Source organism: Citrobacter sp. Cpo032 (assembly GCF_030332975.1).
Taxonomy (GTDB): domain Bacteria; phylum Pseudomonadota; class Gammaproteobacteria; order Enterobacterales; family Enterobacteriaceae; genus Citrobacter; species Citrobacter portucalensis.
Map to the genome: position 1 here is coordinate 103,801 of NZ_JAOWGU010000036.1, position 26,778 is coordinate 130,578.

Annotated in this window: 25 protein-coding genes, 1 pseudogene and 1 other annotated feature; of the genes and pseudogenes, 13 read left to right on the forward strand and 13 right to left on the reverse strand. The window is 50.5% G+C overall.

Features of this window, described 5'->3' with window-relative positions:
- Window positions 1–43: 43 nt before the first annotated feature.
- The 3 genes and pseudogenes from OGY33_RS06750 to OGY33_RS06760 all read right to left on the reverse strand — a co-directional run.
- Window positions 44–583 carry a septation protein A gene (locus OGY33_RS06750; protein ID WP_003020667.1) on the reverse strand — a complete coding sequence of 180 codons (540 nt, stop codon included), beginning with the start codon at window positions 581–583 and terminating at the stop codon, window positions 44–46.
- Between the two features lie 54 nt (window positions 584–637).
- Complete coding sequence (locus OGY33_RS06755) at window positions 638–1,381, reverse strand: YciC family protein (RefSeq protein WP_003020663.1); 744 nt, start codon at window positions 1,379–1,381, stop codon at window positions 638–640.
- 28 nt (window positions 1,382–1,409) lie between these two features.
- Window positions 1,410–1,487, reverse strand: a pseudogene (locus tag OGY33_RS06760) (YkgJ family cysteine cluster protein); the annotation flags it as partial.
- Window positions 1,488–1,779: 292 nt separating this feature from the next.
- Here OGY33_RS06760 and ompW point away from each other — a divergent pair.
- Entirely contained in the window at window positions 1,780–2,418 is a 639-nt protein-coding gene (gene ompW, locus OGY33_RS06765) for an outer membrane protein OmpW (protein ID WP_003833354.1), read from the forward strand.
- A gap of 417 nt (window positions 2,419–2,835) precedes the next feature.
- The gene (locus tag OGY33_RS06770; RefSeq protein ID WP_191238458.1) at window positions 2,836–3,552 is read left to right on the forward strand and encodes a YebC/PmpR family DNA-binding transcriptional regulator; all 717 of its coding nucleotides are present in this window, start codon (window positions 2,836–2,838) and stop codon (window positions 3,550–3,552) included.
- A 391-nt stretch (window positions 3,553–3,943) separates the two neighbouring features.
- On the opposite strand, the gene OGY33_RS06775 is transcribed toward OGY33_RS06770, so the two are convergent.
- Window positions 3,944–4,381, reverse strand: coding sequence for a hypothetical protein (locus OGY33_RS06775; RefSeq protein WP_223240868.1), 438 nt, complete (start codon window positions 4,379–4,381; stop codon window positions 3,944–3,946).
- Between the two features lie 259 nt (window positions 4,382–4,640).
- On the opposite strand from OGY33_RS06775, the gene OGY33_RS06780 reads away from it, so the two are divergent.
- Together OGY33_RS06780 and OGY33_RS06785 are read left to right on the forward strand one after the other, a co-directional pair.
- Window positions 4,641–4,916 (forward strand): hypothetical protein, encoded by a 276-nt coding sequence (locus tag OGY33_RS06780; RefSeq protein ID WP_003833349.1) that lies wholly within the window; start codon window positions 4,641–4,643, stop codon window positions 4,914–4,916.
- Between the two features lie 186 nt (window positions 4,917–5,102).
- Window positions 5,103–6,575, forward strand: coding sequence for a GGDEF domain-containing protein (locus tag OGY33_RS06785; protein WP_286571342.1), 1,473 nt, complete (start codon window positions 5,103–5,105; stop codon window positions 6,573–6,575).
- Between the two features lie 32 nt (window positions 6,576–6,607).
- Here OGY33_RS06785 and trpA read toward each other — a convergent pair whose 3' ends face one another.
- The 6 genes from trpA to trpL form a co-directional block, all read right to left on the reverse strand.
- Window positions 6,608–7,414: a tryptophan synthase subunit alpha gene (trpA, locus tag OGY33_RS06790; protein ID WP_191238460.1), complete on the reverse strand. Its 807-nt coding sequence runs from the start codon at window positions 7,412–7,414 to the stop codon at window positions 6,608–6,610.
- On the reverse strand, window positions 7,414–8,607 hold the full coding sequence (gene trpB, locus OGY33_RS06795; protein ID WP_003020645.1) for a tryptophan synthase subunit beta: 1,194 nt from the start codon (window positions 8,605–8,607) through the stop codon (window positions 7,414–7,416). The genes trpA and trpB overlap by 1 nt, the downstream gene beginning before the upstream one ends.
- A gap of 10 nt (window positions 8,608–8,617) precedes the next feature.
- Window positions 8,618–9,976, reverse strand: a complete 1,359-nt coding sequence (gene trpCF, locus OGY33_RS06800; RefSeq protein ID WP_191239018.1) for a bifunctional indole-3-glycerol-phosphate synthase TrpC/phosphoribosylanthranilate isomerase TrpF — start codon at window positions 9,974–9,976, stop codon at window positions 8,618–8,620.
- 3 nt (window positions 9,977–9,979) lie between these two features.
- Window positions 9,980–11,575 carry a bifunctional anthranilate synthase glutamate amidotransferase component TrpG/anthranilate phosphoribosyltransferase TrpD gene (trpD, locus tag OGY33_RS06805; RefSeq protein WP_008784940.1) on the reverse strand — a complete coding sequence of 532 codons (1,596 nt, stop codon included), beginning with the start codon at window positions 11,573–11,575 and terminating at the stop codon, window positions 9,980–9,982.
- Complete coding sequence (locus OGY33_RS06810) at window positions 11,575–13,137, reverse strand: anthranilate synthase component 1 (RefSeq protein ID WP_191238461.1); 1,563 nt, start codon at window positions 13,135–13,137, stop codon at window positions 11,575–11,577. The genes trpD and OGY33_RS06810 overlap by 1 nt, the downstream gene beginning before the upstream one ends.
- 23 nt (window positions 13,138–13,160) lie before the next feature.
- Window positions 13,161–13,255 (reverse strand) — a sequence feature (Trp leader region).
- Window positions 13,232–13,276 (reverse strand): trp operon leader peptide, encoded by a 45-nt coding sequence (trpL, locus tag OGY33_RS06815; protein WP_012905981.1) that lies wholly within the window; start codon window positions 13,274–13,276, stop codon window positions 13,232–13,234. (Overlaps the previous feature by 24 nt.)
- Window positions 13,277–13,411: 135 nt before the next feature.
- Between trpL and rnm the strand changes: the two genes are divergently transcribed.
- From rnm to rluB, 3 genes are all read left to right on the forward strand, one after another.
- Window positions 13,412–14,290, forward strand: coding sequence for an RNase RNM (rnm, locus tag OGY33_RS06820; RefSeq protein ID WP_008784938.1), 879 nt, complete (start codon window positions 13,412–13,414; stop codon window positions 14,288–14,290).
- Window positions 14,287–14,907: an L-threonylcarbamoyladenylate synthase gene (locus OGY33_RS06825; protein WP_003833336.1), complete on the forward strand. Its 621-nt coding sequence runs from the start codon at window positions 14,287–14,289 to the stop codon at window positions 14,905–14,907. The genes rnm and OGY33_RS06825 overlap by 4 nt, the downstream gene beginning before the upstream one ends.
- Before the next feature lie 100 nt (window positions 14,908–15,007).
- A complete protein-coding gene (rluB, locus tag OGY33_RS06830) occupies window positions 15,008–15,883 on the forward strand; it encodes a 23S rRNA pseudouridine(2605) synthase RluB (RefSeq protein ID WP_003020625.1) in 876 nt (291 codons plus the stop codon).
- A gap of 83 nt (window positions 15,884–15,966) precedes the next feature.
- Here rluB and cobO read toward each other — a convergent pair whose 3' ends face one another.
- Both cobO and OGY33_RS06840 read right to left on the reverse strand, forming a co-directional pair.
- The gene (gene cobO, locus OGY33_RS06835) at window positions 15,967–16,557 is read right to left on the reverse strand and encodes a cob(I)yrinic acid a,c-diamide adenosyltransferase (protein WP_191238462.1); all 591 of its coding nucleotides are present in this window, start codon (window positions 16,555–16,557) and stop codon (window positions 15,967–15,969) included.
- Window positions 16,554–17,315: a YciK family oxidoreductase gene (locus tag OGY33_RS06840; RefSeq protein ID WP_191238463.1), complete on the reverse strand. Its 762-nt coding sequence runs from the start codon at window positions 17,313–17,315 to the stop codon at window positions 16,554–16,556. Before OGY33_RS06840 ends, cobO begins: the two co-directional genes overlap by 4 nt.
- A gap of 221 nt (window positions 17,316–17,536) precedes the next feature.
- Between OGY33_RS06840 and sohB the strand changes: the two genes are divergently transcribed.
- Window positions 17,537–18,583: a protease SohB gene (sohB, locus tag OGY33_RS06845; protein ID WP_048216263.1), complete on the forward strand. Its 1,047-nt coding sequence runs from the start codon at window positions 17,537–17,539 to the stop codon at window positions 18,581–18,583.
- Window positions 18,584–18,691: 108 nt separating this feature from the next.
- Here sohB and OGY33_RS06850 read toward each other — a convergent pair whose 3' ends face one another.
- The gene (locus OGY33_RS06850; protein ID WP_003020616.1) at window positions 18,692–18,943 is read right to left on the reverse strand and encodes a YciN family protein; all 252 of its coding nucleotides are present in this window, start codon (window positions 18,941–18,943) and stop codon (window positions 18,692–18,694) included.
- Between the two features lie 398 nt (window positions 18,944–19,341).
- Here OGY33_RS06850 and topA point away from each other — a divergent pair, with 398 nt between their 5' ends.
- From topA to acnA, 5 genes are all read left to right on the forward strand, one after another.
- Entirely contained in the window at window positions 19,342–21,939 is a 2,598-nt protein-coding gene (gene topA, locus OGY33_RS06855) for a type I DNA topoisomerase (protein ID WP_003833325.1), read from the forward strand.
- Window positions 21,940–22,147: 208 nt separating this feature from the next.
- The gene (gene cysB / locus OGY33_RS06860) at window positions 22,148–23,122 is read left to right on the forward strand and encodes an HTH-type transcriptional regulator CysB (RefSeq protein WP_003020610.1); all 975 of its coding nucleotides are present in this window, start codon (window positions 22,148–22,150) and stop codon (window positions 23,120–23,122) included.
- A gap of 322 nt (window positions 23,123–23,444) precedes the next feature.
- Window positions 23,445–23,585, forward strand: a complete 141-nt coding sequence (locus tag OGY33_RS06865; protein WP_213732144.1) for a YmiA family putative membrane protein — start codon at window positions 23,445–23,447, stop codon at window positions 23,583–23,585.
- A gap of 2 nt (window positions 23,586–23,587) precedes the next feature.
- On the forward strand, window positions 23,588–23,758 hold the full coding sequence (locus tag OGY33_RS06870; RefSeq protein WP_165787407.1) for a YciX family protein: 171 nt from the start codon (window positions 23,588–23,590) through the stop codon (window positions 23,756–23,758).
- A gap of 308 nt (window positions 23,759–24,066) precedes the next feature.
- A complete protein-coding gene (gene acnA, locus OGY33_RS06875) occupies window positions 24,067–26,742 on the forward strand; it encodes an aconitate hydratase AcnA (RefSeq protein WP_048216264.1) in 2,676 nt (891 codons plus the stop codon).
- The last annotated feature ends 36 nt before the right edge of the window (window positions 26,743–26,778 follow it).

The following is a 26,778-nucleotide window of genomic DNA, read 5'->3' on the forward strand; positions in this document are numbered from 1 at the left end:
AGGGATGAAAATTCGCCAGATCCGCAGATCTGGCGAGCATGTATTACGATTTATCTTCTTGCGGCAGATGACGGTAAATATAGACCCCACTCAGCAGCGTAAAGAATAAAGTCAGGGCGGTCAGGCCGAACACTTTGAAGTTGACCCAAATGTTCTGCGGTAGCCAAAATGCAATATAGATATTCGCCAGGCCACACAGGATGAAAAAGACGGCCCAGGCTAGATTAAGTTTCGACCACACCGGCTGCGGCAGGGTCAGCTCTTTACCTAACATGCGTTGAATCAGCGGCTTTTTCATCACCCACTGGCTAACCAGCAGAGCACCAGCAAACAGCCCGTAAATCACCGTTACTTTCCACTTAATGAATTCATCGTTGTGGAAAAAAATAGTCAAACCACCAAATACGGCCACCAGGACAAAGGTGATTAACGCCATCTTCTCGACCTTGCGATAGCGAACCCAGCTGTAAATCAACACCACAGCCGTCGCGACAATCAGCGCCGAGGTCGCCGCATAGATGTCGTAAAGCTTATAAAAAGCAAAAAAGACAACCAGCGGTAAAAAATCAAGAAACTGCTTCATTCTTCGATTCCGTAATCAAAAGCACCGGGTACAAGCCCGGAATGCGTTCAGGGTTTATTGGCGAATCAGCATGTACAGGCGGAACAAATAGATCAGCAACACGGCGGAGATCATATTGCTCAGCGTATTCGCCAATACCGCGCCTACATTCGGCGTAAGTACTGCAAAACTTGGCGCAAAAAGCAACAGCAACGTTTTTGCCAGCAACCAACCGATCACTGCCGGCGCAACTAGTCGCATATTCGACCACGCCAGACGCATACTGTTGCGCATCGCGGCAAAGACACCCATTTTGTCCTGTACCAACATCACCGGTGCGAGTGCCAGCAGGATCGCCAGCAGAATACCGGGAACAACAACCAGCATAATACCGATTTGCACTAGCAGAGTAGTCAAAAAAATCAGAATAAACAGCTTCGGTAACACTGGCGCACTGGCGCCGATAGCACGTAATGCGCTGACGCGATGACCTGCTGAAATCAGCTGAATCATCAGGATGACGCCCCCGGCGAGGATGGCATTACCAATCAGACCGGAAAACGTCGACGCCGCGGAAGCGCGTAGCAAAATTTGCTGTTGCTCCGGGGTCATGTTTTGCACCAGATCGAACAGCCCCACGCTGCTGGTTAACTGATCGCCTTCACTGAGTTGCGCAATTTGTGCGTCAGTGGGGGAAAAGGCATGCCCTAACACCACTGTGATAAACGCGCACAACAACGATACCAGCAAGATGGTAATGAATTGATTACGGAAAAAGTTTCCCGTGTCACGGTAAACGGATTTCGCCGTGATAGACATGCACTCTCCTTGAGTTTTGCAGGTGTTCATTTGCGGGCAATTGTACCCTGGATAACTCTACAGTGGCAGCATCGCGCGATGTATGGAAAAGCATATCTTTGTAAAGCTGCAGTAATTTTTGGCTACGACTTCAGCGTCGTGCATGAACGCTGTTTGTTATCTGCACATCACGCGCAGATATTCATCACCCATCAGCAATGAGCTGGAGGTACTTGCACATTGAAAATATATCAAAATTGATCTGAATTAATTTAACCTGGATTTTGAATGCAAGTTCTAACTTAATCTGGATCAATAAATGTTAAATTATCAAAGTCAATGTGATCCATGTTAGATCACTTATTACTCCAATGTGGGTATATTCGTTCCGCTTTTATAACCATAACGATGGAGCGGACATGAAAAAATTAACAGTTGCAGCATTGGCTTTAACAACTCTTCTCTCTGGTAACGCATTTGCGCATGAAGCTGGAGAATTCTTTATTCGTGCAGGTTCAGCCACCGTCAGGCCGACGGAAGGTGCAGGTGGTACGCTGGGCAGCTTAGGTGGCTTTGATGTCAGCAATAACACGCAGTTAGGTCTGACATTTACCTACATGGCAACCGACAATATCGGTGTTGAATTACTGGCAGCTACGCCGTTCCGCCATAAAATCGGCACTGCTGCAACGGGTGATATTGCCACCGTACATCATCTACCGCCGACGTTAATGGCGCAGTGGTACTTCGGTGACTCCAGCAGTAAACTGCGTCCGTACGTAGGTGTTGGGGTGAACTACACGACCTTCTTCGATGAAGGCTTTAACGATAACGGTAAAGAAACGGGGTTATCGGATCTGAGCCTGAAAGATTCCTGGGGTGCAGCAGGGCAAGTCGGTATGGACTATCTGATTAACCGCGACTGGCTGATTAACATGTCGGTCTGGTACATGGATATCGATACCACCGCAAGCTATAAAATGGGTGGCGTCCAGCAGCGAGACAGTGTACGCCTCGATCCGTGGGTGTTTATGTTCTCTGCGGGTTATCGTTTTTAAGTTCTTCTGCAAAACTGGTCATCAAATGACCAGTTTTTTTCATTCTTTTCCGCGCGTGTCGTTGTCTTGATCGGCCATTATTTTGCGCCTCTGGCCTGACAAAATTTGTGTGTCGATACCTCGCTATAAGCAGTGCAGCAGCAACTTTAATAGTAGAAGTGTTTGTCTGGAATATTACTTTTGTTTCTCTTCTCTTATGCATTATTGCTGCGGTTCATTTATTACGCACAAAAAAACCTGAAGATAGTCAGGGGATAATTTATCCAAAATGTTAACTATTGATAAAATTAAAGTAACATATCGTAAAATTTGGATATTTTATTTTTCATGGACGAGGATTTATACATCATGATATAATGTAATGCTAGGTTATTTACCTGTCGACTATGTAAATGAATTTTCGAGGAGATCATTCCAGTGGGACGTAAGTGGGCAAATATTGTTGCTAAAAAAACAGCTAAAGACGGTGCAACGTCTAATGTATATGCAAAATTCGGTGTGGAAATTTATGCAGCTGCTAAACAAGGCGAACCAGACCCAGAATTAAATACATCTTTAAAATTCGTTATTGAACGTGCGAAACAAGCGCAGGTTCCAAAACACGTTATTGATAAAGCCATTGATAAAGCCAAAGGCGGCAGCGATGAAACGTTCGTGCAAGGGCGTTATGAAGGCTTTGGTCCCAGTGGCTCACTGATTATCGCTGAAACATTGACTTCAAATGTTAACCGTACGATTGCTAATGTCCGCTCAATTTTTAATAAAAAAGGTGGGAATATCGGGGCGGCTGGTTCTGTCAGCTATATGTTTGACAATACCGGAGTGATTGTATTCGAAGGAACAGATCCTGATCATATTTTTGAAATTTTGCTTAATGCTGAAGTAGATGTTCGTGATGTAACCGAAGAAGAAGGAAACATCGTTATTTATACTGAATCTACAGATCTTCACAAAGGCATTGCAGCTCTAAAAGCAGCAGGGATTACTGAATTATCTACCACAGAATTAGAGATGATTGCTCAATCAGAAATTGAACTTTCACCAGAAGATTTAGAAGTCTTTGCAGGGCTTGTTGATGCCCTTGAAGATGACGATGATGTTCAAAAAGTATATCATAACGTTGCAAATCTCTAATGATAGATTAAAGGAATCTGTCATTATGGCAGATTTTTTTAACTCATAGAGTTGTTATGAAGAAGAATGTCTGGCCAGATATGTCTATTCTAAAAAATAGATAAAAACCACTATCTTAAAAAAGAAAATGTAATAATTAAAATCTCTGGCCTTAACTTTATAAGTACGCGATATCCTGCATCCACTCAGCGCCGCTATGAACAATTGAGATGTTAACTCCATCATTCCAGATCATTCTGATGCAAGCACAACGTGAGTTCCTCACTTATCGCTGTCCCGACATTATGAGTGAAGCTTTTCATCAGATAGTGTGGTCCGCTTCACGCTCAGAGTCGTCCAGCGATTGACAGTCTCAGGCAGTATGGAAACAATGAGTACAAGTACACTGTTATTACAAACTCGGATATTTTCCATCGTCATCAACTAAAAAAATCTGAGATAGATACCAGGTATCATTTTCTTTGGACAACTGATATTCATAAATAGGTGAATAATACTGCCTTGATAATTTTGTCGTTACGACCGCTATTTTTTCAGTAATCTGAACCGATATGATCTTCTCTTGCTCAGGGTCATGACTAGACTCAGAACCAAAAGCTATAGGCTCGCCCTGAAAACCAGGTTTTGTATATTTTTTCAAAAGCTCATTCCAACCCTTCTGGGCCTGGAGCATAACTTCTTGCTTTCCATCGTTCTGATTTCTCTGAAATGACTGGTCATTCCAATATTTATAATCCCTCTGGAAAGCGGTGACTACCTGTTCCGGAGTATTTGCCAGTATGTCCCCAGCGCTTAAAAATCCAACGCTTAACACAACTAATTTAATCAACAGATGTCTCAACAAGTTCACCCATATTTGGTATGCTTTAAAGCAGTGTCTCGCAAGGGACTTTTTGAAGTCAACTTAATTAATAGCTGCACAACCAGGATGATTGAACTGTATAGATTCCGAGCATGCCTGACAGTGGTTAGCAACCAGGAAACATTCCCCTCGTTCTTCATTTAAACATTCTGGGGAAAACATCGAGCCTTTCTCCCCTTTGATGTAGTGCTACTCTTTAAGCAAACCAACTTTGAGGGTATTGCTGATGATGTTGACCCGCCATCTGCTACAGCAAAAAATCACACTTCTGGAACCGTTCTCCGAAGACCAAACGGCAGCGTTTGCCGTGAGTGCTGCACGTGAGTTATTGCTTTACATGGATAAAATTGAGGCGCTGGAGAAAATTATTGCGACTCCGGTTACACTACCTTATTGCAGCGCAAGTCCGGTTTGTGAGATTGAGGCGGGCTATGCCGCAGGCGTAAACGACTGCCGCGAGGCCATCCGGCGGGCAGGATATCCTATCGAAGGTGATGATTAGTTTGCGCTTATGTTAACAAATATGTGCTTTTAATGTATAAATCTGTAACCTAAGCGCGCGACTGCGGGCTACATCAACTTACCTGCTTCGGGGTGGCGAACATTCTCTATCAACGTACAACGCTGTTATGCAACAACATAAACGGGTAACCGATTTGGCAATACTGTTAACTATCAGGGTGGACTCGTGAAGATTGTGCAGGATAAGCTCAGAAACAGGCAGGCACTGCTGGTATCAGGGCTCATTACGTTGGTATTTACGTCGTTGTTTCTGTTTATTATTTATGAACAGCGAATGGCCGCTGCCAGCGAAGGTGTCAACCGCCTGCAAGCGCGCATGATGGACATTTTTAACGATAACGAGCTGATCGCTGATGCGATTGGTGAGCGCTATCACCACATCACAAATGGCGAGCAATGTGGCGATATGTCTCGATTTGTTCCTCGGAATGATCAGGAATGGGGAATTAACGCCGACCCAAAGCGGCTGCATTCGGCGACCGGGACAATGGTTGCCCAGCAAACCAGCCACAACGCGCTGTGTATGTATACAGCGGCTGAATTTATTCGTGGTATGGTCAATGAGCTAAACCCCGGCAGCTTCGATGCACATCGTTATATCATCGCCAAAAATTCAGATTATTTTTACTGGTTTATGGCTTCCGATTCGCGCAATTTCAGTTTCTCTAATTCTGAAATGGCACGGGATATCACCAACTTTTTCTATCCTCCGGTCGATTTCTATACTCGATTACTGCAAAAAAACGTCAAAAACAAAGCCCTTAGTTCGACGAATTTTTATACCGATAAAATTACCGGTGAAAAAGCTTACAGCGTGGTGAGTTATATCTACGATCTGTCTGGCAAAGAGATATCAGACCAAATCGTAGCCTATCTGGTCTATGACCATTCAAAGCCCGAATTGCAGGAAGCGTTAGCCCAGGCATTTGACAACCAAATTCCACCGGAGCTGAATGTGGAGTTGGTGAATTTAACAAACCATGAGAGTCTCTGTTTATCCGGTAAATGTACCGGTAAATCCCGCTTTATGGTGCGCAATTTTTCGGAGAAATATGCGCTGCACTATTCGCTTTCATTAGGCCGTTTTATGGCGCGCGACGCACATGCCGGGATAGTTATCCTGCTGGCGCCGTTCTTTTTCATCATCATTAGCTTCTCGTTAAAGTCATGGCTAAACGAAAGCGACCTAAAAGTTTATATCGATACTCTGACCGGCTGTTTTAACCGCCGAATTCTCGACATCATCAAGCGTCGGGATTTATCACACTGCTCGGTGGTGCTACTTGACTGTAATAAGTTCAAGGCCGTCAATGACACCTGGGGCCACGCGGCAGGCGATCGTGCGCTGCAAATTATCGCCAACAGAATGCTGTCAAACACCCGCACCAGTCACGATATTGTGATTCGTACCGGCGGGGATGAATTTATGATCCTGCTGTTTCGATCGCAGGCAACTGACGCTATAGCAATCGCGCAACGTATTAGTGGGCAGGTGACCAGCCATGTGTTTGTGGTGGATGGCCATACCGTGCCATTGTCAGTATCGTGGGGGATTGCAGAGGTGAATGGTGAACTTGATGCGGCCATTCAGAATGCGGATAGCGCTATGTATAGAATGAAGCACACGAAAGAAGGATAAAACCGCCAGAAATTTCTGGCGGTTGATTTAGCTTACTGGTGGGTGGCGGCTTTCATCGTGCTGACAAACGCTTTCAGCTCAGCCAGCATCTGTTCCGGTGCCGCAACATTTTTCTCAATGATTTTCACAATTGCCGAGCCGGAAATTGCACCGGCGGCACCGGCTTCAATAGCACCAGCGACCTGTTCAGGCGCAGAAACACCAAAGCCCTGTAAAGAAGGTGGCGCACCATATTCTTTCAGCTTTTCGACCAGATGATGCAGCGGTAATACCGCACGATTTTCGGCACCGGTCACACCTGCACGTGAAAGCAGATAAGTGTAGCCACGACCATAAGAGGCAATCTGGCGTAGCAGTTCTTCATCAGCGTTCGGCGGGCAGATGAAAATCGGCGCGATGTTGTGGCGCAGCGCTGCAGTTCTGAACGGAGCTGACTCCTCAACCGGCACATCGGCTACCAACACAGAATCCACACCGACTTTCTCACAATGGGCGTAAAATTCATCAATACCCTTACTAAAGACCAGGTTGGCATACATCAGCAACCCAATGGGAATCGTCGGATGCTTCTGGCGAATCAGCGCCAGCATTTCAAAGCATTGCGACGGTGTAACGCCGGCGGCAAACGCTCGCAGGGTGGCTTCCTGTATGGTCGGACCGTCTGCCAGCGGATCGGAGAACGGAATGCCGAGCTCAAGCGCGTCGGCACCGGCTTCAATCAGCGTATCAATGATTTTCAGTGACTGCTCAACAGACGGATCGCCCAGGGTTACGAAGGGGACAAAAGCGCCTTCTTTGCGGTCCTTCAGCTGTGCAAACAGGTTTTCGTAACGTTCCATCAGATTTCCCCTCGCGCTTTCAGAATATCGTGTACGGTGAAAATGTCTTTGTCTCCGCGACCGGAGAGATTAACCACCAGTAACTGCTCTTTTTCCGGATTCTCACGCATCATTTTCAACGCGTGCGCCAGGGCATGGGAGGACTCCAGTGCCGGAATAATTCCCTCGTGCAGACACAGCGTTTTGAAGGCTTCCAGTGCTTCATCATCGGTGATTGAAACATAATCAGCGCGACCAATGCTGTTCAGGTACGCATGCTGTGGCCCCACTGACGGGAAGTCCAGTCCTGCAGAAATAGAGTAAGACTCTTCAATCTGTCCTTCTTCGGTCTGCATCATCGGGGACTTCATGCCGAAGTAAATCCCGACACGACCATGCTTCAACGGCGCGCCGTGTTCTCCAGACTCAATCCCGTGACCGCCTGGCTCTACGCCAATCAGACCGACGCTGGTTTCATTAATAAAATCGGCGAACATACCGATGGCGTTAGAACCGCCACCCACGCAGGCGATAACGGCGTCCGGCAGACGACCTTCTTTTTCCAGAATCTGCGCCTTGGTTTCTTCACCGATCATGCGCTGGAACTCACGCACAATGGTCGGGAAGGGGTGCGGACCAGCCGCCGTACCGAGCATGTAGTGCGCGGTATCGTAGCTGCCAGACCAGTCGCGAAGCGCTTCGTTACAGGCATCTTTCAGCGTTGCGGAACCGCTGTGAACGGGGATAACTTCAGCGCCCATCAAACGCATACGGAAAACGTTAGGCGACTGACGTTCAACATCTTTCGCGCCCATATAAATACGGCATTTCAACCCCAGCAGTGCGCTGGCGAGAGCAGATGCAACACCGTGCTGACCCGCGCCTGTTTCGGCGATGATTTCCGTTTTACCCATGCGCTTCGCCAGCAACGCCTGACCCAGCACCTGGTTGGTTTTGTGCGCGCCGCCGTGCAGTAAGTCTTCACGCTTGAGATACAGCGTCGTGTTGGTGCCTTGAGTAATGTTCTGGCACTTGGTCAGTGCGGTTGGGCGACCCGCATAGTTTTTCAGCAGATCTGTAAACTGCGCCTGAAATTCAGGATCCTTTTGTGCGCTGACAAAAGCTTCTTCCAGCTGGCGCAGGGCAGGCATCAGAATCTGTGGCACATACATACCGCCAAATTCACCAAAGTACGGATTGAGTAATGTTGTCATGTCCTTTTCCTTAATATGCGCGCAGCGTCTGAAAGACCGAAGCCAGAAGACGTGCATCTTTGATGCCCGGCTGTGACTCTACGCCAGAATTGAAATCGAGACCGGCACAGCCGGTTTTTGCCGCGTCAACGCAGTTATCTGCGCCGAGTCCGCCAGCCAGTAAAACGTTATCCAGCGATTGTCCGCCTAAAAGTGACCAGTCGAAGCGTTGACCGCTGCCGCCCTGGCCGTTGTCGAAGAGGTATTTATCGACATACTGATAATCACGGGCTGGCAACGTCTCGCTGACGCTGAGTGCCTTCCAGATTTGCACCTGTGCGGGCAGTACGTCGCGCAGGGCGTCAACATAGGACTGGTCTTCGTTACCGTGCAGTTGCACGGCAGTTAGTCCCAGCTCCGCCGCTGTTGCGCTCACGTCGGTAATATCTGAGTTGCGAAACACCCCGACGTATTGCAGCGGCGCGCCGGTCATGACCTCTCGCGCCTGTGCAACGTTAACCGCGCGCGGTGATGTGGGGACAAAAATCAAGCCGCCGTAAATGGCGCCTGCTTCGTATGCCGCATTTGCATCCTGAGCCCGGGTTAAACCGCAGACTTTATTCTCGCCGAGCAGTACGCGACGCACGGCGGTATGCAGATCGTCATGCGACATCAGCGCAGAGCCAATCAGAAAACCGTTGGCGAAGTGGCTGAGCTCGCGCACCTGACCGTAAGTATTGATGCCGGACTCGCTGATGACGGTCACACCGTGACCCAGACGCGGTGCCAGTTGACGAGTGCGATTCAGATCAATCGACAGGTCGCGTAAATCACGGTTGTTGATACCAACGACTTTGGCGCCCAGTGCGATAGCACGCTCCAGCTCTTCTTCGTTACTGACTTCGGTCAGTACGCCCATTTTCAGGCTGTGGGCGACGGCGGCGAGTTGACGATATTGCTCATCATCGAGCACCGACAGCATCAGCAAACAGGCGTCCGCCTGGTAGAAACGCGCCAGGTAAATCTGGTAAGGATCGATAATAAAGTCCTTGCACAGAATCGGCTGCGGTGCGATGCGGCTGACGATAGGCAGGAAATCAAAGCTCCCCTGGAAATACTTCTCATCGGTCAGTACGGAGATCGCGGAAGCATAATGTTTATAGATGTTCGCAATCTGTGCCGGATCGAAGTCATCACGGATCACGCCTTTTGATGGAGATGCTTTTTTGCATTCCAGAATAAAGGCGGTGCGTGCACCTTGCAGCGCATCGTAGAAATCACGTGAGCTAGGCTGAACATCATTTTGAAAGCTGGCCAGCGGTTGTTGCTGTTTGCGGGCTTCTACCCAAATCGCCTTGTCTGCGACAATTTTCGCTAAAACGGTTTGCATCATTTACCCTCTTGCTGCCAGTGCAGTGACGCGGTCATAGGCCGCACCGCTACGCAGTACATTAATCACGGTTTGCGCATTGGCTTTTAAATCTTCTTCACCGTGCAGGCGCATTAACATGGCGACATTCGCGGCAACAGCAGCTTCATGAGCGGCTTCACCTTTACCTTGTAACAAGCGACTAAGAATGTCACGGTTTTCTTCCGGCGTGCCGCCAGCCAGCTGTTCCTGGTGGTAAGGCGTCAAACCAAAGTCTTCTGCCGTCAGTTGATAACTCTTGATTTCCCCATCGTGCAGCTCTGCCACAATGGTCGGCGCATGCAGCGAAACTTCGTCCATGCCACCACTGTGCACCACGGCTGCTCGTTGATATCCCAGCACACGCAGCGTTTCAGCAATCGGTAGCACCAGTTCCGGGCTGTAAACGCCGATCAACGCCAGCGGCGGATGCGCCGGGTTAATCAACGGGCCGAGCACGTTAAACAGCGTGCGGGTTTTCAACTGCTGGCGTACCGGCATGGCATGGCGAAAACCGGTGTGATATTTCGGCGCAAACAGGAAGCACACCCCGAGGTCGTCTAGCGCCTCACGGGATTTATCAGCGTTCATATCCAGATTGATGCCAAATGCCGCTAACAGATCCGAAGAGCCAGACTTGCTGGAGACGCTGCGGTTGCCATGTTTGGCAACTTTCAGTCCGCAAGCTGCCGCAACAAAGGCGCTGGCGGTAGAAATATTGATACTGTTGCTGCCGTCGCCGCCGGTACCGACAATATCGGCGAACAGATAATCAGGACGCGGGAACGGCGCGGCATTTTCCAGCAGCGCGGTTGCTGCACCGGCAATTTCATTCGGGTGTTCGCCACGAATTTTCATGCTCACCAGCGCCGCAGCCAGTTGTTCCGGCTTCAGTTCACCGCGAACGACTGCGGAAAACAGCTGGTGGCTTTCCTGCTGGGACAGCGTCTGGGCCTGATACAGTTTCTCCAGAATGGGTTGCAGCGTATTAGTTTGTTCAAGCTTCTGTTGCGCCCATGCCAGCGTTTGTTCCAGCAAACGCGCGCCTTGGGTGGTCAGAATTGATTCCGGATGGAACTGGAAGCCGCAGACGCGATCGGTATCGTGACGCACCGCCATCACCATGCCGTTAAAGTGGGCGTTAATGGTCAATCCAGCAGGTACGTTGCTGCCAACCAGCGAATGATAGCGTGCCACCGGCAGCGGATTCGCCAGACCAGCAAACATCGCCTGACCGTCGTGTTCAATGCTGGACGCTTTGCCGTGCAGGATCTCTCCGGCCTGGCCCACATATCCACCATAGGCTTCAACAATGGCCTGGTGTCCCAGACAAATACCGATGATTGGCAGCTTGCCGCGTAAACGGGTTAACAGCTCCGGCATGCAACCTGCTTCGCTTGGCGCACCTGGTCCTGGAGAAAGCATCAGCACCGGATTTTTCATGGTTGCTAAGCGGTCAATCAACGTCTGGGCCGGAATATGGTTGCGGTAAATCACCACGTTGTGACCATTAGTACGCAGCTGATCCGCCAGGTTGTAGGTAAAAGAATCGATGTTATCAAGCAGCAGAATGTCAGCCATTAGAAGGTCTCCTGTGCGTGGTGCGCGGTAGCGATAGCACGCAGAACCGCACGCGCTTTATTACGGGTTTCATCGGCTTCAGACTGCGGTACAGAATCCAGAACAATCCCGGCACCTGCTTGTACGGTGGCAATACCGTCTTCCACGAGGGCGGAGCGAATGACAATACAGGTATCCAGATCGCCATGCGCCGTGAAGTAACCTACCGCACCGCCGTAGCTGCCACGGCGACGACCCTCTGCCTCGGCGATAAGCTGCATGGCGCGAACTTTTGGCGCTCCGCTTAACGTGCCCATATTCATACAGGCGCGGTAAGCATGCAGAACATCCAGATCGCTACGCAATTCGCCGACCACGCGCGAAACCAGGTGCATAACGAAGGAGTAACGATCGACTTTTGTGAGGTCAGCAACATAGCGGCTGCCAGGCGTACAGATGCGCGCCAGGTCGTTACGCGCAAGGTCAACCAGCATCAGGTGCTCAGAAAGCTCTTTATGGTCGGTACGCATCTCCAGCTCGATACGGCTGTCGAGATCGCGATCAAGCGAACCGTCCGCACGACGACCGCGCGGGCGAGTACCAGCAATCGGGTAGATCTCTATCTGGCGGCTGGTGGCATCATATTTCAGCGAGCTTTCCGGGGAGGCGCCAAACAGCGTGAAATCGTTGTCCTGCATGAAAAACATGTATGGGCTGGGGTTACTTTTCTTCAGCACATAGTAGGCCGCCAGAGGAGATGGGCAGGGCAGCGAGAAACGGCGGGATGGCACCACCTGGAAAATTTCGCCTGCGCGAATCGCTTTTTGCATGCCACGAACTACGGCGCCAAACTCTTCATCGCTCTGATTACACTCGCAGCGCATCTGCGGGACTTCAGTGACCGGCAACGGCGGCGCAGGCTCGGTAAGCTGCTGGCTCAACTGCGCCAGCCGAGCGTTAAGACGCTGTTTTTCCGCATCATTGGGGGTAAAAATACTGGACTGAATACGCGTGCTTTTTTTCTGGTGGTCGATAACCATCAGCGTTTCTGCCAGATAGAAGCAGTAGTCAGGGCAACGGTTGCCCGCTTCAAGCTGAGGTAAATCTTCAAAACCGGCAACCAGGTCGTAGGAAAAAAGACCGCCGAAGAACATCGCTTCACGTTCTTGCACAGGAACATTCACCAGCTCCTGCAATAAACGGAATGCATCAAATACGGACAGGGAGCATAAGCGGGCGTCTTCATCGAGCAGTGGGCTGACGGCAGGGAATCGCAGATGACGACCATTCGGCTGTTGTTCGTTCTCAACGCCAGCGGGCAGGGCAGCATCCAGCAGGGGCAGCAGCGATGCGCCGTTTGCGGACAATGCCTGAATATTGACAGTGTCACCGAGAGCGGTAATGCGTAATGCGCTGTCAACCAGCAGCAGGCTCTTCAGATCGTCTTTGCTGTCGATGTCTGCAGATTCCAGCAGCAGTGTTGCTGGACGTGCGCCACACACCTGATGAAACAGCGCCGTCGGATTCTCACGGTAGGCGGCATCGCAGGCAAGCAGTTCGAGTGTCGGTTTTTGAGTTTGCATCGTTATTCTCATTAATTTTGTTCAAAAAAAAGCCCGCTCATTTGGCGGGCCGGGTATCTGGTTGCATATTGCAGACGTAAGACACTGCCCGAAATCAGGAAGTGCGCCACCAACCGTGCAGAACAAATGTTGCTTTCATCTCAGATACCTTCTTCATGTGAACTTGCGTACTAGTTAACTAGTTCGATGGAATAAAGTCAACACCTGATTTCAGTATATTTGTCGAAACCGCTATGATGGGCGTGATACGACATTTATTGAAACGGGAGCCGCCTTGAGCGACACGAATTACGCAGTGATTTATGACCTGCACAGTCATACTACAGCCTCCGATGGGCGGTTAACGCCAGAAGCCTTAGTACACCGTGCGGTAGAGATGCGAGTCGGTACACTGGCGATCACCGATCATGACACCACGGCCGGCATTGCGGCGGCAAGAGAAGAAATTTCACGTTCAGGTTTAGCCTTAAATTTGATCCCTGGCGTAGAGATATCAACGGTCTGGGAAAACCATGAGATCCATATAGTGGGTCTGAACATTGATATCGCCCATCCCATGATGTGTGAGTTTCTGGCGCAACAAACGGAACGTCGTCAGCAGCGTGCGCGCCTGATTGCCGAACGACTCGACAAAGCGCATATCCCCGGCGCGTGGGAAGGGGCGTTACGCCTGGCTGATGGCGGGGCGGTTACGCGGGGCCATTTTGCGCGTTTCCTGATGGAATGCGGAAAAGCCACAACCATGGCGGATGTCTTTAAAAAATATCTTGCCCGTGGGAAAACCGGTTACGTTCCGCCACAGTGGTGTACAATAGAACAAGCTATTGATGTCATTCATCATTCTGGCGGTAAGGCTGTTCTGGCTCATCCTGGGCGGTACGATCTTAGCGCTAAGTGGCTGAAAAGACTGGTTGCGCATTTTGCTGAACATCGCGGCGACGCGATGGAAGTAGCACAGTGCCAGCAGTCGCCCAATGAACGCACCCATCTGGCGACGCTTGCGCGTTCGCATCAACTGTGGGCATCGCAAGGGTCTGATTTTCATCTACCCTGCCCATGGATTGAGTTGGGTCGTAAACTTTGGTTGCCCGCAGGCGTAGAAGGCGTCTGGCAACTTTGGGAGCAGCCCGAGATCACAGAGAGGAAAGTATGAGTCAGTTTTTTTATATTCATCCCGAAAACCCGCAGCAGCGACTGATCAATCAGGCCGTTGAAATCGTGCGTAAAGGTGGGGTGATCGTCTATCCAACCGATTCCGGCTATGCGTTGGGCTGCAAAATTGAAGATAAAGGCGCCATGGAGCGCATTTGCCGCATCCGTCATCTGCCGGACGGGCACAACTTTACGCTGATGTGTCGTGACCTGTCCGAACTGTCGACCTATTCTTTTGTCGACAACGTGGCATTCCGTTTAATTAAAAACAACACGCCGGGTAACTACACCTTCATCCTGAAAGGGACGAAAGAAGTTCCGCGCCGTTTGTTGCAGGAAAAACGTAAGACCATCGGCCTGCGTGTGCCATCGAATCCGATTGCGCTGGCGCTGCTGGAAGCACTGGGCGAGCCGATGCTCTCTACATCGCTGATGCTGCCGGGCAGTGAATTTACTGAGTCAGACCCGGAAGAGATTAAAGACCGTCTGGAAAAACTGGTGGATTTGATTATTCACGGTGGCTATCTCGGTCAGCAGCCGACCACAGTCATCGATTTAACCGACGATTCCCCGGTGGTGTTGCGTGAAGGCGTCGGCGACGTTAAACCTTTCTTATAAGGGCGCGAACCGCTATACTACGCGGCCTTAAAATGGCGCTGACTGGCGCCGTTGATTCTCCTGTTCGACGCCTGTGAAGGCGACATCTAAAGGAAGCTCTATGAGCGAAAAGTTACAAAAAGTGCTGGCGCGCGCTGGCCACGGTTCTCGCCGTGAAATCGAATCTATTATTGCCGCAGGTCGCGTGAGCGTTGATGGCAAAATTGCCACGCTCGGCGATCGCGTTGAAGTCACTCCGGGTCTGAAAATCCGTATCGACGGTCATCTGATTTCGGTTAAAGAGTCTGCAGAGCAAATCTGCCGCGTTCTGGCCTATTACAAACCAGAAGGTGAACTGTGTACCCGCAACGACCCGGAAGGTCGTCCGACCGTGTTCGATCGTTTGCCAAAACTGCGTGATGCTCGCTGGATTGCCGTAGGGCGTCTGGACGTGAATACCTGCGGTTTACTGCTGTTTACCACCGATGGTGAACTGGCTAACCGTCTGATGCACCCAAGCCGTGAAGTTGAACGTGAATATGCGGTACGTGTGTTTGGTCAGGTTGATGATGCAAAACTGCGCGATCTGAGTCGTGGCGTACAGCTGGAAGATGGTCCGGCGGCATTTAAAACGATCAAGTTCAGCGGTGGTGAAGGGATCAACCAGTGGTATAACGTCACGCTGACCGAAGGGCGTAACCGTGAAGTCCGTCGCCTGTGGGAAGCTGTAGGTGTACAGGTAAGCCGTCTTATTCGTGTTCGTTACGGTGATATCCCGCTGCCGAAAGGCCTGCCGCGTGGTGGCTGGACCGAGCTTGACCTCGCGCAGACCAACTATCTGCGTGAACTGGTGGAACTGAAGCCGGAAACGACATCTAAAGTTGCCGTCGAGAAAGATCGTCGTCGCATGAAGGCAAATCAGATCCGTCGTGCGGTGAAGCGCCATTCACAGGTCGGTAGCAGCCGTCGTCCGGGTGGTCGTAGCAACAACGGTTAATTATGACCAGGCCTGATAAGCAAAGCGCCATCAGGCCTTAGCGTGGAGCCGGATGCGGCGCAAGCGCCTTATCCGGCCAACTGTCAGTAATCAATCCCTATCTGGGCCTTCACGCCCGCTTCAAACGCATGCTTGACCGGGCGCAACTCGCTGACCGTATCCGCTAACTCCAGAATATCGCGATGACATCCACGGCCGGTGATAATCACCGTTTGATGGGCAGGGCGCGCGTTTAGGGCAGTGATGACCTCTTCAAGCGGCAGATAGTCGTATGCCACCATATAGGTCAGCTCGTCCAGCACCACCATATCCAGTTTATCGTCGGCCAGCATCCGCTTACCGTGTTCCCACACGGCCATACAGGCCGCGGTGTCGGACTCACGGTTTTGCGTTTCCCAGGTAAATCCTGTTGCCATAACCTGAAACTCTACGCCGTGGGGTTCAAGTAAGTTACGTTCTCCGTTTGGCCACGTACCTTTAATAAATTGTACGACGCCGACTTTTTTACCGTGGCCCACCGCGCGCGTGGCGGTACCGAATGCGGCGGTGGTTTTACCCTTACCATTTCCGGTGAATACGATGATGATCCCGCGCTCGTCCGTAGCGGCGGCAACGCGTGCGTCAACCCGAGCTTTTACGCGCTGTTGACGTTGCTGATAGCGTTCTTCACTCATTGGGCAATTCCTGGTTTACGGCCCGGCTGGGCGTCAAAAGTCATACCGGTTTTACGGCGGCTGTCATCGCCCATCAGCCACAGGTAGAGCGGCATAATATCGGCGGGAGTTTTCAATTTTTGTGGATCTTCCGTGGGGAATGCACTGGCTCGCATACCTGTTCGTGTTCCACCAGGATTGATACAGTTTACGCGCAGATGACGGTTTTGATACTCATCAGCCAGAACCTGCATCATCCCTTCGGTTGCAAATTTTGAGGTGGCATATGCACCCCAATTGGCGCGTCCCTGGCGGCCAACGCTGGAAGAGGTAAAGACCAGCGATCCGGCATCGGATTTGAGTAACAACGGCAGCAATGCCTGAGTCAGCATAAAAGTGGCATTCACATTTACCTGCATCACATCCTGCCAGACCAGCGGGTTTTGTTCACTCATTGGGCAAATATCGCCGAGTAATCCGGCGTTATGCAGTACGCCATCCAGACGCGGGAAATGTGCGGCAATGCGTTGCGCAAGCTGGTGACATTCTTCAGAGGTACAGGTCAGTAAATCCAGTGTAAACCACTGTGGTTGTGTTCCGTTTTCATCGGCGATAGTGCGGGCAACCTGACGCAGTTTTTCTTCGTTACGCCCAAGCAGGATAACGGTCGCGCCATAGCGTGCATAGCTCTGCGCGGCTTCGCGTCCGATACCATCGCTGGCACCGGTGACAAGAATAATGCGGCCCTGTAAAAGGTCTTGTTTAGGTTGGTAATGCACGGCTACTCCTCGGCGACGCCCTGGCCATCTCGTTCGCAATAACTTTTGGGCTTTATGCCTTAAACCCTGTTCTTTTTCAATCAGCCAAAGGCAATAACACCGCAAAATGAACGCTTTGTCATGCTTTTTACTGATTCAGCACTGGATGTATGAAGCAAGACGAGGTGACACACCTGTTGTACACTGAGCGGAAGTCGCGTTGTTTAACCAAGGTGGGTCTTGTGGAATTGTTGTCTGAATATGGGCTGTTTTTGGCAAAAATTGTCACTGTCGTGGTGGCTATTGCAGTGGTGGTGATGCTGATCGTAAACGCGACACAACGCAAACGTCAGCGTGGGGAATTGCGGGTTATTAACCTCAGCGATCAATATAAAGAGATGAAGGAAGATCTGTCGCTGGCCTTATTGGATGGGCATCAGCAAAAATTCTGGCATAAGGCGCAGAAAAAGAAACAGAAGCTGGAGGCGAAGGCCGCCAAGGCAAAAGCGAAACTGGGTGACAGTACGTCATCAGATAAACCTCGTGTATGGGTGCTTGATTTTAAAGGCAGTATGGATGCCCATGAGGTCAGCGCATTACGTGAAGAGGTGACGGCGGTGCTGGCGGTTGTTAAACCTCAGGATCAGGTGGTGGTTCGTCTGGAAAGCCCGGGCGGTGTGGTACATGGTTATGGCCTGGCTGCGTCCCAGTTACAACGCCTGCGCGATAAGCAGATCCCACTGACCGTCACGGTAGATAAAGTCGCTGCGAGCGGCGGATATATGATGGCCTGCGTGGCAGATAAAATTGTTTCGGCGCCGTTTGCTATCGTCGGCTCAATTGGCGTGGTGGCGCAGATCCCGAACTTTAACCGCTTCCTGAAAGGGAAAGATATTGATATCGAACTGCACACCGCCGGACAGTACAAGCGTACGCTGACGTTGCTTGGCGAGAACACGGAAGAAGGGCGGCAGAAATTCCGTGAAGATCTGAACGAAACACATCATTTGTTTAAAGATTTTGTCCATCGTATGCGCCCGACTCTGGACATTGAGCAGGTTGCCACGGGTGAACACTGGTTTGGTCAACAGGCGCTGGCAAATGGGCTGGTGGATGAGATCAATACCAGCGATGAGGTGATCCTCGGGCTGATGGACGGTCGTGAAGTGTTGAACGTTCGCTATCTGCAGCGTAAAAAGCTGATGGATCGTTTTACCGGTAGTGCGGCGGAGAGCGCCGATCGTTTGCTGATGCGCTGGTGGCAGCGGGGGCAGAAGCCACTGATGTAAAATTGTCATTGCCGGATAGCGATGCTCACATATCCTATCCGGCCTACAAATAGGCATCAATGTAGGCTGGATAAGGCGTTGCCGCCATCCGGCAAATTATTTCTCGAGTTAATCGATCAAGTGATACTTTTCAGAAAGTACGTGCGCCAGGTGTTTAAACATATTAAACACAGCCGTACTTTTGGGCGTTGGTAGCCCTTGCTCGTCTAAAAAGTAATCTCCGCTGAAAACCAGCACGCCGTTTCGCTGCGTAACGCCGGTGGCGACAATCCCCGCCAGCGTGTCCTCATGCTCACGAATGATTTTGTTGGCTTCAATCAGCAGTGTTTCGCGATCGATGGGTTGAGTGTCTTTATGCATGATTTACTCCTTAAACAAGGACATTAGTCTACGCTGAGCCCGCCTTATGGGCAAATATTCCCTGACATAAATGAAGGTTTTACGACAGTGTTACAACTGGCGAGATTTGTTTTTGCATGCTAATAAAGTTGCGTAACGCATTTTATCAGGTACAGTGTGACGCTTTCGTCAATCTGGCAACAGATTTGCTTGACATTCGACCAATACTTCGTCGTGCTAGAGCGTTTGTGAGAAAAAAAGCCTGTTAACTCAGTTACATGAGAGTTACATTACAAGCGCGAAACAGTTTAAGGGGTTGATATCCGCCGACGCAGAGACCATATCGATGTCTCGTCGCCAGTGGAAGGTGAATCAACGTGCGACGCATTCTGGAAGAATCAAATTAGGTAAAGGTGAATATGGGTAAAGCTCTTGTCATCGTTGAGTCCCCGGCAAAAGCCAAAACGATCAACAAGTATCTGGGTAATGACTACGTGGTGAAATCCAGCGTCGGTCATATCCGTGATTTGCCGACCAGTGGCTCAGCAACTAAAAAGAGCGCCGACTCAACCTCCACCAAAACGGCTAAAAAGCCCAAAAAGGATGAACGTGGCGCTCTCGTCAACCGTATGGGTGTTGACCCGTGGCACAACTGGGATGCGCGCTATGAAGTGCTGCCTGGTAAAGAGAAAGTTGTTTCTGAACTGAAGCAACTGGCTGAAAAAGCCGACCACATCTATCTCGCAACCGACCTTGACCGCGAAGGGGAAGCCATTGCATGGCACCTGCGGGAAGTCATCGGTGGCGACGACACCCGCTACAGCCGCGTGGTGTTTAACGAAATTACCAAAAATGCTATTCGCCAGGCGTTTGAAAAACCGGGCGAGTTGAACATCGATCGTGTTAATGCGCAACAGGCGCGCCGCTTTATGGACCGTGTTGTGGGTTATATGGTGTCGCCACTGCTGTGGAAAAAAATTGCGCGTGGTCTGTCTGCCGGTCGCGTACAGTCTGTGGCTGTGCGTCTGGTGGTTGAGCGTGAACGCGAAATCAAAGCATTTGTTCCAGAAGAGTTCTGGGAAATTGATGCTAACACGACCACGCCGGGCGGCGACGCGTTGCCGCTTGAGGTGACGCATCAAAATGACAAACCGTTCCGTCCTGTAAATCGGGAACAAACGCTTGCCGCTGTTAGCCTGTTGGAAAAAGCGCGCTATAGCGTCCTGGAACGTGAAGATAAACCGACAAGCAGCAAGCCGAGCGCACCGTTCATTACCTCCACGCTACAGCAGGCTGCGAGCACGCGTCTGGGCTTTGGTGTGAAGAAAACCATGATGATGGCGCAGCGCTTGTATGAAGCGGGTTACATCACTTACATGCGTACTGACTCAACCAACCTGAGCCAGGATGCTGTCACCATGGTTCGCGATTACATCAGTGATAATTTTGGCAAAAAATATTTGCCGGAGAGCGCGAACCAGTACGCCAGTAAAGAGAACTCGCAGGAAGCACACGAAGCTATCCGTCCTTCCGATGTCGCCGTACTGGCGGAGTCGCTGAAAGATATGGAAGCCGATGCGCAAAAACTGTATCAGCTGATCTGGCGCCAGTTTGTAGCTTGCCAGATGACGCCAGCGAAATATGACTCTACCACCCTGACCGTGGGTGCGGGTGATTTCCGTCTGAAAGCGCGTGGTCGTATTCTGCGTTTCGATGGTTGGACCAAAGTGATGCCAGCACTGCGTAAGGGCGATGAAGATCGCATCTTACCGGCGGTGGACAAAGGCGATACCTTGACGCTTATCGAGCTGACACCTGCGCAGCACTTCACCAAGCCGCCTGCACGCTTCAGTGAAGCTTCGCTGGTTAAAGAGCTTGAAAAGCGTGGCATTGGTCGTCCATCCACCTATGCGTCGATCATCTCTACGATTCAGGATCGCGGTTATGTTCGCGTTGAAAACCGTCGCTTCTACGCTGAAAAAATGGGTGAAATCGTCACCGATCGTCTGGAAGAAAACTTCCGCGAGCTGATGAACTACGATTTTACCGCGCAGATGGAAGACAGCCTCGACCAGGTGGCGAATCACGAAGCCGAATGGAAGGGCGTACTCGACAACTTCTTCACTGATTTTACTCAGCAGTTAGATAAAGCCGAGAAAGATCCTGAAGAAGGCGGTATGCGTCCGAACCAGATGGTGCTGACCAGCATTGATTGCCCGACCTGCGGACGCAAGATGGGTATTCGTACCGCCAGTACCGGCGTTTTCCTTGGTTGCTCCGGCTACGCACTTTCCCCGAAAGAGCGTTGCAAAACCACCATTAACCTGGTGCCGGAAAACGAAGTATTGAACGTGCTGGAAGGCGATGACGCGGAAACGAACGCATTGCGCGCCAAACGCCGCTGCCAGAAGTGCGGTACGGCAATGGACAGTTATCTCATCGATCCTAAGCGTAAATTGCATGTGTGTGGTAATAACCCAACCTGCGACGGCTACGAGATCGAAGAGGGTGAATTCCGTATCAAGGGTTATGACGGTCCTATCGTAGAGTGCGAAAAATGTGGTTCTGAAATGCACCTGAAAATGGGACGTTTCGGCAAATACATGGCGTGTACCAACGACGAGTGTAAAAATACCCGTAAGATCCTGCGTAACGGTGAAGTTGCTCCGCCGAAAGAAGATCCGGTTCCGCTACCGGAACTGCCGTGTGAAAAATCTGACGCGTATTTCGTGTTACGTGATGGTGCTGCAGGTATCTTCCTGGCGGCCAATACGTTCCCGAAATCACGTGAGACTCGTGCGCCGTTGGTGGAAGAGTTGTACCGCTTCCGCGATCGCCTGCCGGAAAAACTGCGTTATCTGGCAGATGCGCCGCAAACTGACCCGGATGGTAACAAGTCTATGGTTCGTTTCAGCCGTAAAACCAAGCAGCAATACGTTGCCGCTGAGAAAGACGGTAAGGCGACTGGCTGGTCCGCGTTCTTCGTTGACGGTAAATGGGTAGAAGGGAAGAAATAACAGCGTTTCGGCTGAATTTCTCCTCAAAGGGTCGCGTAAGCGGCCCTTTTTGTTTCTGGCATATTATTTTTTGTCATACCTATACAGCGTACATATAAATGATATAGTGGTTATAGTTAACAGACTTTTTATTATTAAATCGTATTAGCAGCGCCCACGAGCCTGCACTGAAACGATGATTTGATGGCGCGAATCGGGATGGCATAACATGAAATTACAGCAGCTTCGCTACATTGTTGAGGTGGTGAACCACAACCTTAATGTCTCCTCAACGGCGGAAGGGCTTTATACCTCTCAGCCCGGTATCAGTAAGCAAGTTCGTATGCTGGAAGATGAACTTGGCATCCAGATTTTCGCCCGTAGCGGTAAGCATCTGACCCAGGTTACGCCTGCGGGGCAGGAAGTTATCCGTATTGCGCGCGAAGTACTGTCTAAGGTAGATGCTATTAAGTCCGTTGCTGGCGAACATACCTGGCCGGATAAAGGCTCGCTGTATATCGCCACCACGCACACCCAGGCACGTTACGCTTTGCCGAACGTGATTAAAGGTTTTATTGAGCGATATCCTCGTGTTTCATTGCATATGCATCAGGGATCGCCGACGCAAATTGCCGAAGCCGTCTCGAAAGGGAATGCGGATTTTGCCATCGCGACGGAAGCCCTGCATCTGTATGACGATCTGGTGATGTTACCTTGCTACCACTGGAACCGTTCGATTGTCGTCACGCCGGATCATCCGCTGGCGGGAAAATCCTCGGTTTCTATTGAGGAACTGGCACAGTATCCACTGGTAACCTACACCTTTGGATTTACCGGGCGTTCGGAGCTGGACACCGCGTTTAACCGTGCGGGTCTGGAGCCGCGTATTGTTTTTACCGCGACCGATGCCGATGTTATTAAAACCTATGTCCGTCTGGGGCTCGGCGTGGGTGTAATTGCCAGTATGGCGGTTGATCCTGTTTCCGATCCTGACCTGGTACGTGTGGATGCGCACGATATCTTCAGCCATAGCACCACCAAAATTGGTTTTCGTCGCAGCACCTTCTTACGCAGTTACATGTATGATTTCATTCAACGTTTCGCGCCGCATCTGACGCGTGATGTGGTGGACACGGCGGTGGCTCTACGTTCCAACGATGATATTGAAGCCATGTTTAAAGATATTAAATTGCCTGAGAAATAATAACGGTTGTTACCTTGTCGGTATCCGTAAGCCGTAAGCATAAAGTGATACCGACGGGAGAGTCTTAATTTATTCATTATTTCTCCTCCTATATATTAACCATATATTATTTATGGAAAAAGTTCTCTAAAGTAGTTTCAAATTAGTCAGCTTGCCAAAAATCACTCTCAAATATTCATAATTGATCAAACAATTGATTTATTTATCAGATCGAGTCCGAAAATTAACTGGCTTTTTTTCGCCTTTTTTATTAGGATTCCTCCTATCTGATGATTAATTGTACCAATTGTTTGGTGCCTAAATGATAAGTGATTTCGATAGTATGAGGTTAGCGATGCCTTCAGGAAACCAGCCTGCACGCCGGGATCCCGCGATGAAACGTAAAGCCTGGTTCGCCGTGTTTCTTGGCTCTGCGATATTCTGGATTATTGTCGCACTCGTGGCCTGGAACGTGTGGGGGTAAGTATGTCCGCACCGGAGCAGCACTCTACCGTGACGCCAGCGTCTCATGACCATGAGCAAGAGAGCAAAACCGTAGCCGAGAAGGATCCAAAGATACCCGAATCCTGGAATCTTTCTCCTGAACAACAGGCGTTTATTGATCTGTTAACCGATGATGATAAACAGAAACAATAATTCGTACGTATTTTATAATAATAACGATTACCTCGTGGCCTTAAATATCGAATCGTTTATCCCATGTATTCACCATCAGCCACCTAATCAACGTATTATCGATTGCGCTATTGCCTGCTGAATATTCATCCTATTCATCTACACGGCTAGACCTTACTCCCTACCATTGACCTCACTTCGCGCTTTTGTATCGCGCGCTACTTTTATCAATTTGAGTTGTTATCAAAGCGTTACATTTTGTTTGTGTTATCTTTAATACTAACCCTGAGGAAATCAGGGGATCCAACCCTGTCATTTAAGGAGGAGCTATGTCGTCGACCCTACGAGAAGCCAGTAAGGACACATTGCAGGTTAAAGACAAAACCTACCGCTACTACAGTTTACCTCTGGCCGCTAAATCACTGGGTGATATCACCCGACTACCCAAATCGCTGAAAGTGTTACTGGAAAACCTGCTTCGTTGGCAGGATGGTAATTCCGTAACCGAAGATGATATTCATGCGCTCGCGCATTGGCTGAAGACTGCCCATGCCGATCGTGAAATTGCCTATCGACCCGCTCGTGTTCTGATGCAGGATTTTACCGGCGTGCCGGCGGTGGTCGATCTGGCCGCCATGCGCGAAGCGGTGAAACGTTTGGGCGGAGATACAGCAAAGGTGAATCCGCTTTCGCCAGTGGACCTTGTCATTGACCACTCGGTAACGGTGGACCGTTTTGGTGATGATGATGCTTTCGAAGAAAACGTACGCCTGGAAATGGAACGTAACCATGAGCGTTATGTGTTCCTGAAATGGGGACAGCAGGCATTTAGTCGCTTCAGCGTTGTACCACCAGGAACGGGGATTTGCCACCAGGTTAACCTTGAATACCTCGGCAAAGCCGTCTGGAGCGAGTTACAGGACGGTGAGTGGGTGGCTTACCCTGACACGTTGGTCGGAACCGATTCCCATACGACAATGATTAATGGTCTCGGTGTGCTGGGATGGGGCGTTGGAGGCATTGAGGCCGAAGCAGCAATGCTGGGTCAACCGGTCTCTATGCTTATCCCGGATGTTGTGGGCTTCAAACTGGTGGGAAAACTGCGGGAAGGCATCACCGCTACTGACCTGGTTTTAACCGTCACCCAGATGCTGCGTAGGCACGGCGTGGTCGGTAAATTCGTTGAATTCTACGGTGATGGGCTGGACACCTTACCGCTGGCCGATCGGGCAACCATTGCGAACATGTCACCGGAATACGGCGCAACCTGCGGTTTCTTCCCGATCGATAGCATCACTCTTGAATATATGCGTCTGAGTGGGCGCAGTGAGGAGCAGGTTGAGCTGGTCAGCGCCTATGCCAAAGCGCAGGGAATGTGGCGTAATCCTGGGGATGAACCCGTATTTACCAGTTCACTGGAGCTGGATATGGGCAGTGTAGAAGCTAGCCTTGCCGGACCGAAGCGTCCGCAGGATCGGGTGGCACTGGCTGATGTCCCGAAAGCGTTTTCGGCGAGTAATGAACTCGAAGTGAATAGCTCGCTGAAAGATCGCCAGCCAGTGGACTATGCAATGAACGGTCACCAGTACCAGCTGCCGGATGGTGCTGTGGTTATTGCAGCGATCACTTCCTGTACCAACACCTCTAACCCAAGCGTATTGATGGCGGCGGGGCTGCTGGCGAAAAAAGCAGTGACGCTTGGTCTGAAACGTCAGCCATGGGTGAAAGCCTCGCTGGCGCCAGGATCGAAGGTGGTGTCTGATTATCTGGCGCAGGCAGGGTTCACGCCGTACCTTGATGAGCTGGGATTTAACCTTGTAGGTTATGGCTGTACCACCTGTATCGGTAACTCGGGTCCGTTACCCGATCCTATCGAGACTGCTATCAAAAAAGGCGACCTCACCGTTGGTGCTGTGCTTTCCGGCAACCGAAACTTTGAGGGGCGTATCCATCCGCTCGTGAAGACCAACTGGTTGGCGTCTCCGCCGCTGGTGGTGGCCTATGCGCTGGCGGGGAATATGAACATCAATCTGACTAAAGATCCGTTAGGGCATGACAGAAAGGGCGATCCCGTATATCTGAAAGATATCTGGCCGACGGCTCAGGAAATTGCCCGTGCCGTGGAGCAGGTTTCTACCGCCATGTTCCATAAAGAGTATGCTGAAGTGTTTGAAGGCACGCCTGAATGGAAAGCAATCCAGGTCGATCGGGCTGATACCTATGGCTGGCAGTCTGACTCAACCTATATCCGCTTGTCGCCGTTCTTCGATGGTATGCAGGCGACGCCGGATCCGGTCCAGGACATTCATGGTGCGCGTATCCTTGCAATGCTTGGAGATTCCGTCACCACCGACCATATTTCTCCTGCAGGTAGTATTAAGCCGGACAGCCCGGCGGGGCGTTATCTGCAAAGCCACGGCGTAGAGCGTAAAGATTTTAACTCCTACGGTTCGCGGCGCGGGAATCATGAAGTAATGATGCGCGGTACCTTTGCCAATATTCGTATTCGCAATGAGATGGTGCCCGGCGTGGAAGGTGGGATGACGCGTCATTTGCCGGGAACTGAGGTAGTGGCTATCTATGATGCGGCTATGCAATATCAACAGGAGAATATTCCCTTGGCGGTTATTGCCGGGAAAGAGTATGGCTCTGGCTCCAGTCGCGACTGGGCGGCAAAAGGCCCGCGCTTGCTGGGGGTTCGCGTGGTTATCGCTGAATCCTTTGAGCGAATTCACCGTTCTAACCTGATTGGTATGGGGATTTTGCCGCTGGAATTCCCACAGGGCGTCACGCGTAAAACGCTGGGACTAACCGGTGAGGAAGCGATCGATATTACGGATCTGCAAAACATCAAACCGGGTGCAACAGTGCCGGTGAGTATGGTTCGCTCGGATGGACGTAAAGAAGTTGTTTTATGCCGCTGCCGTATCGATACCGCGACGGAGCTAACGTACTACCAAAACGATGGCATTCTGCACTACGTGATTCGTAATATGTTGAGCTAGAATGTAAAAAGCCTGCGAGAGCAGGCTTTATTATCG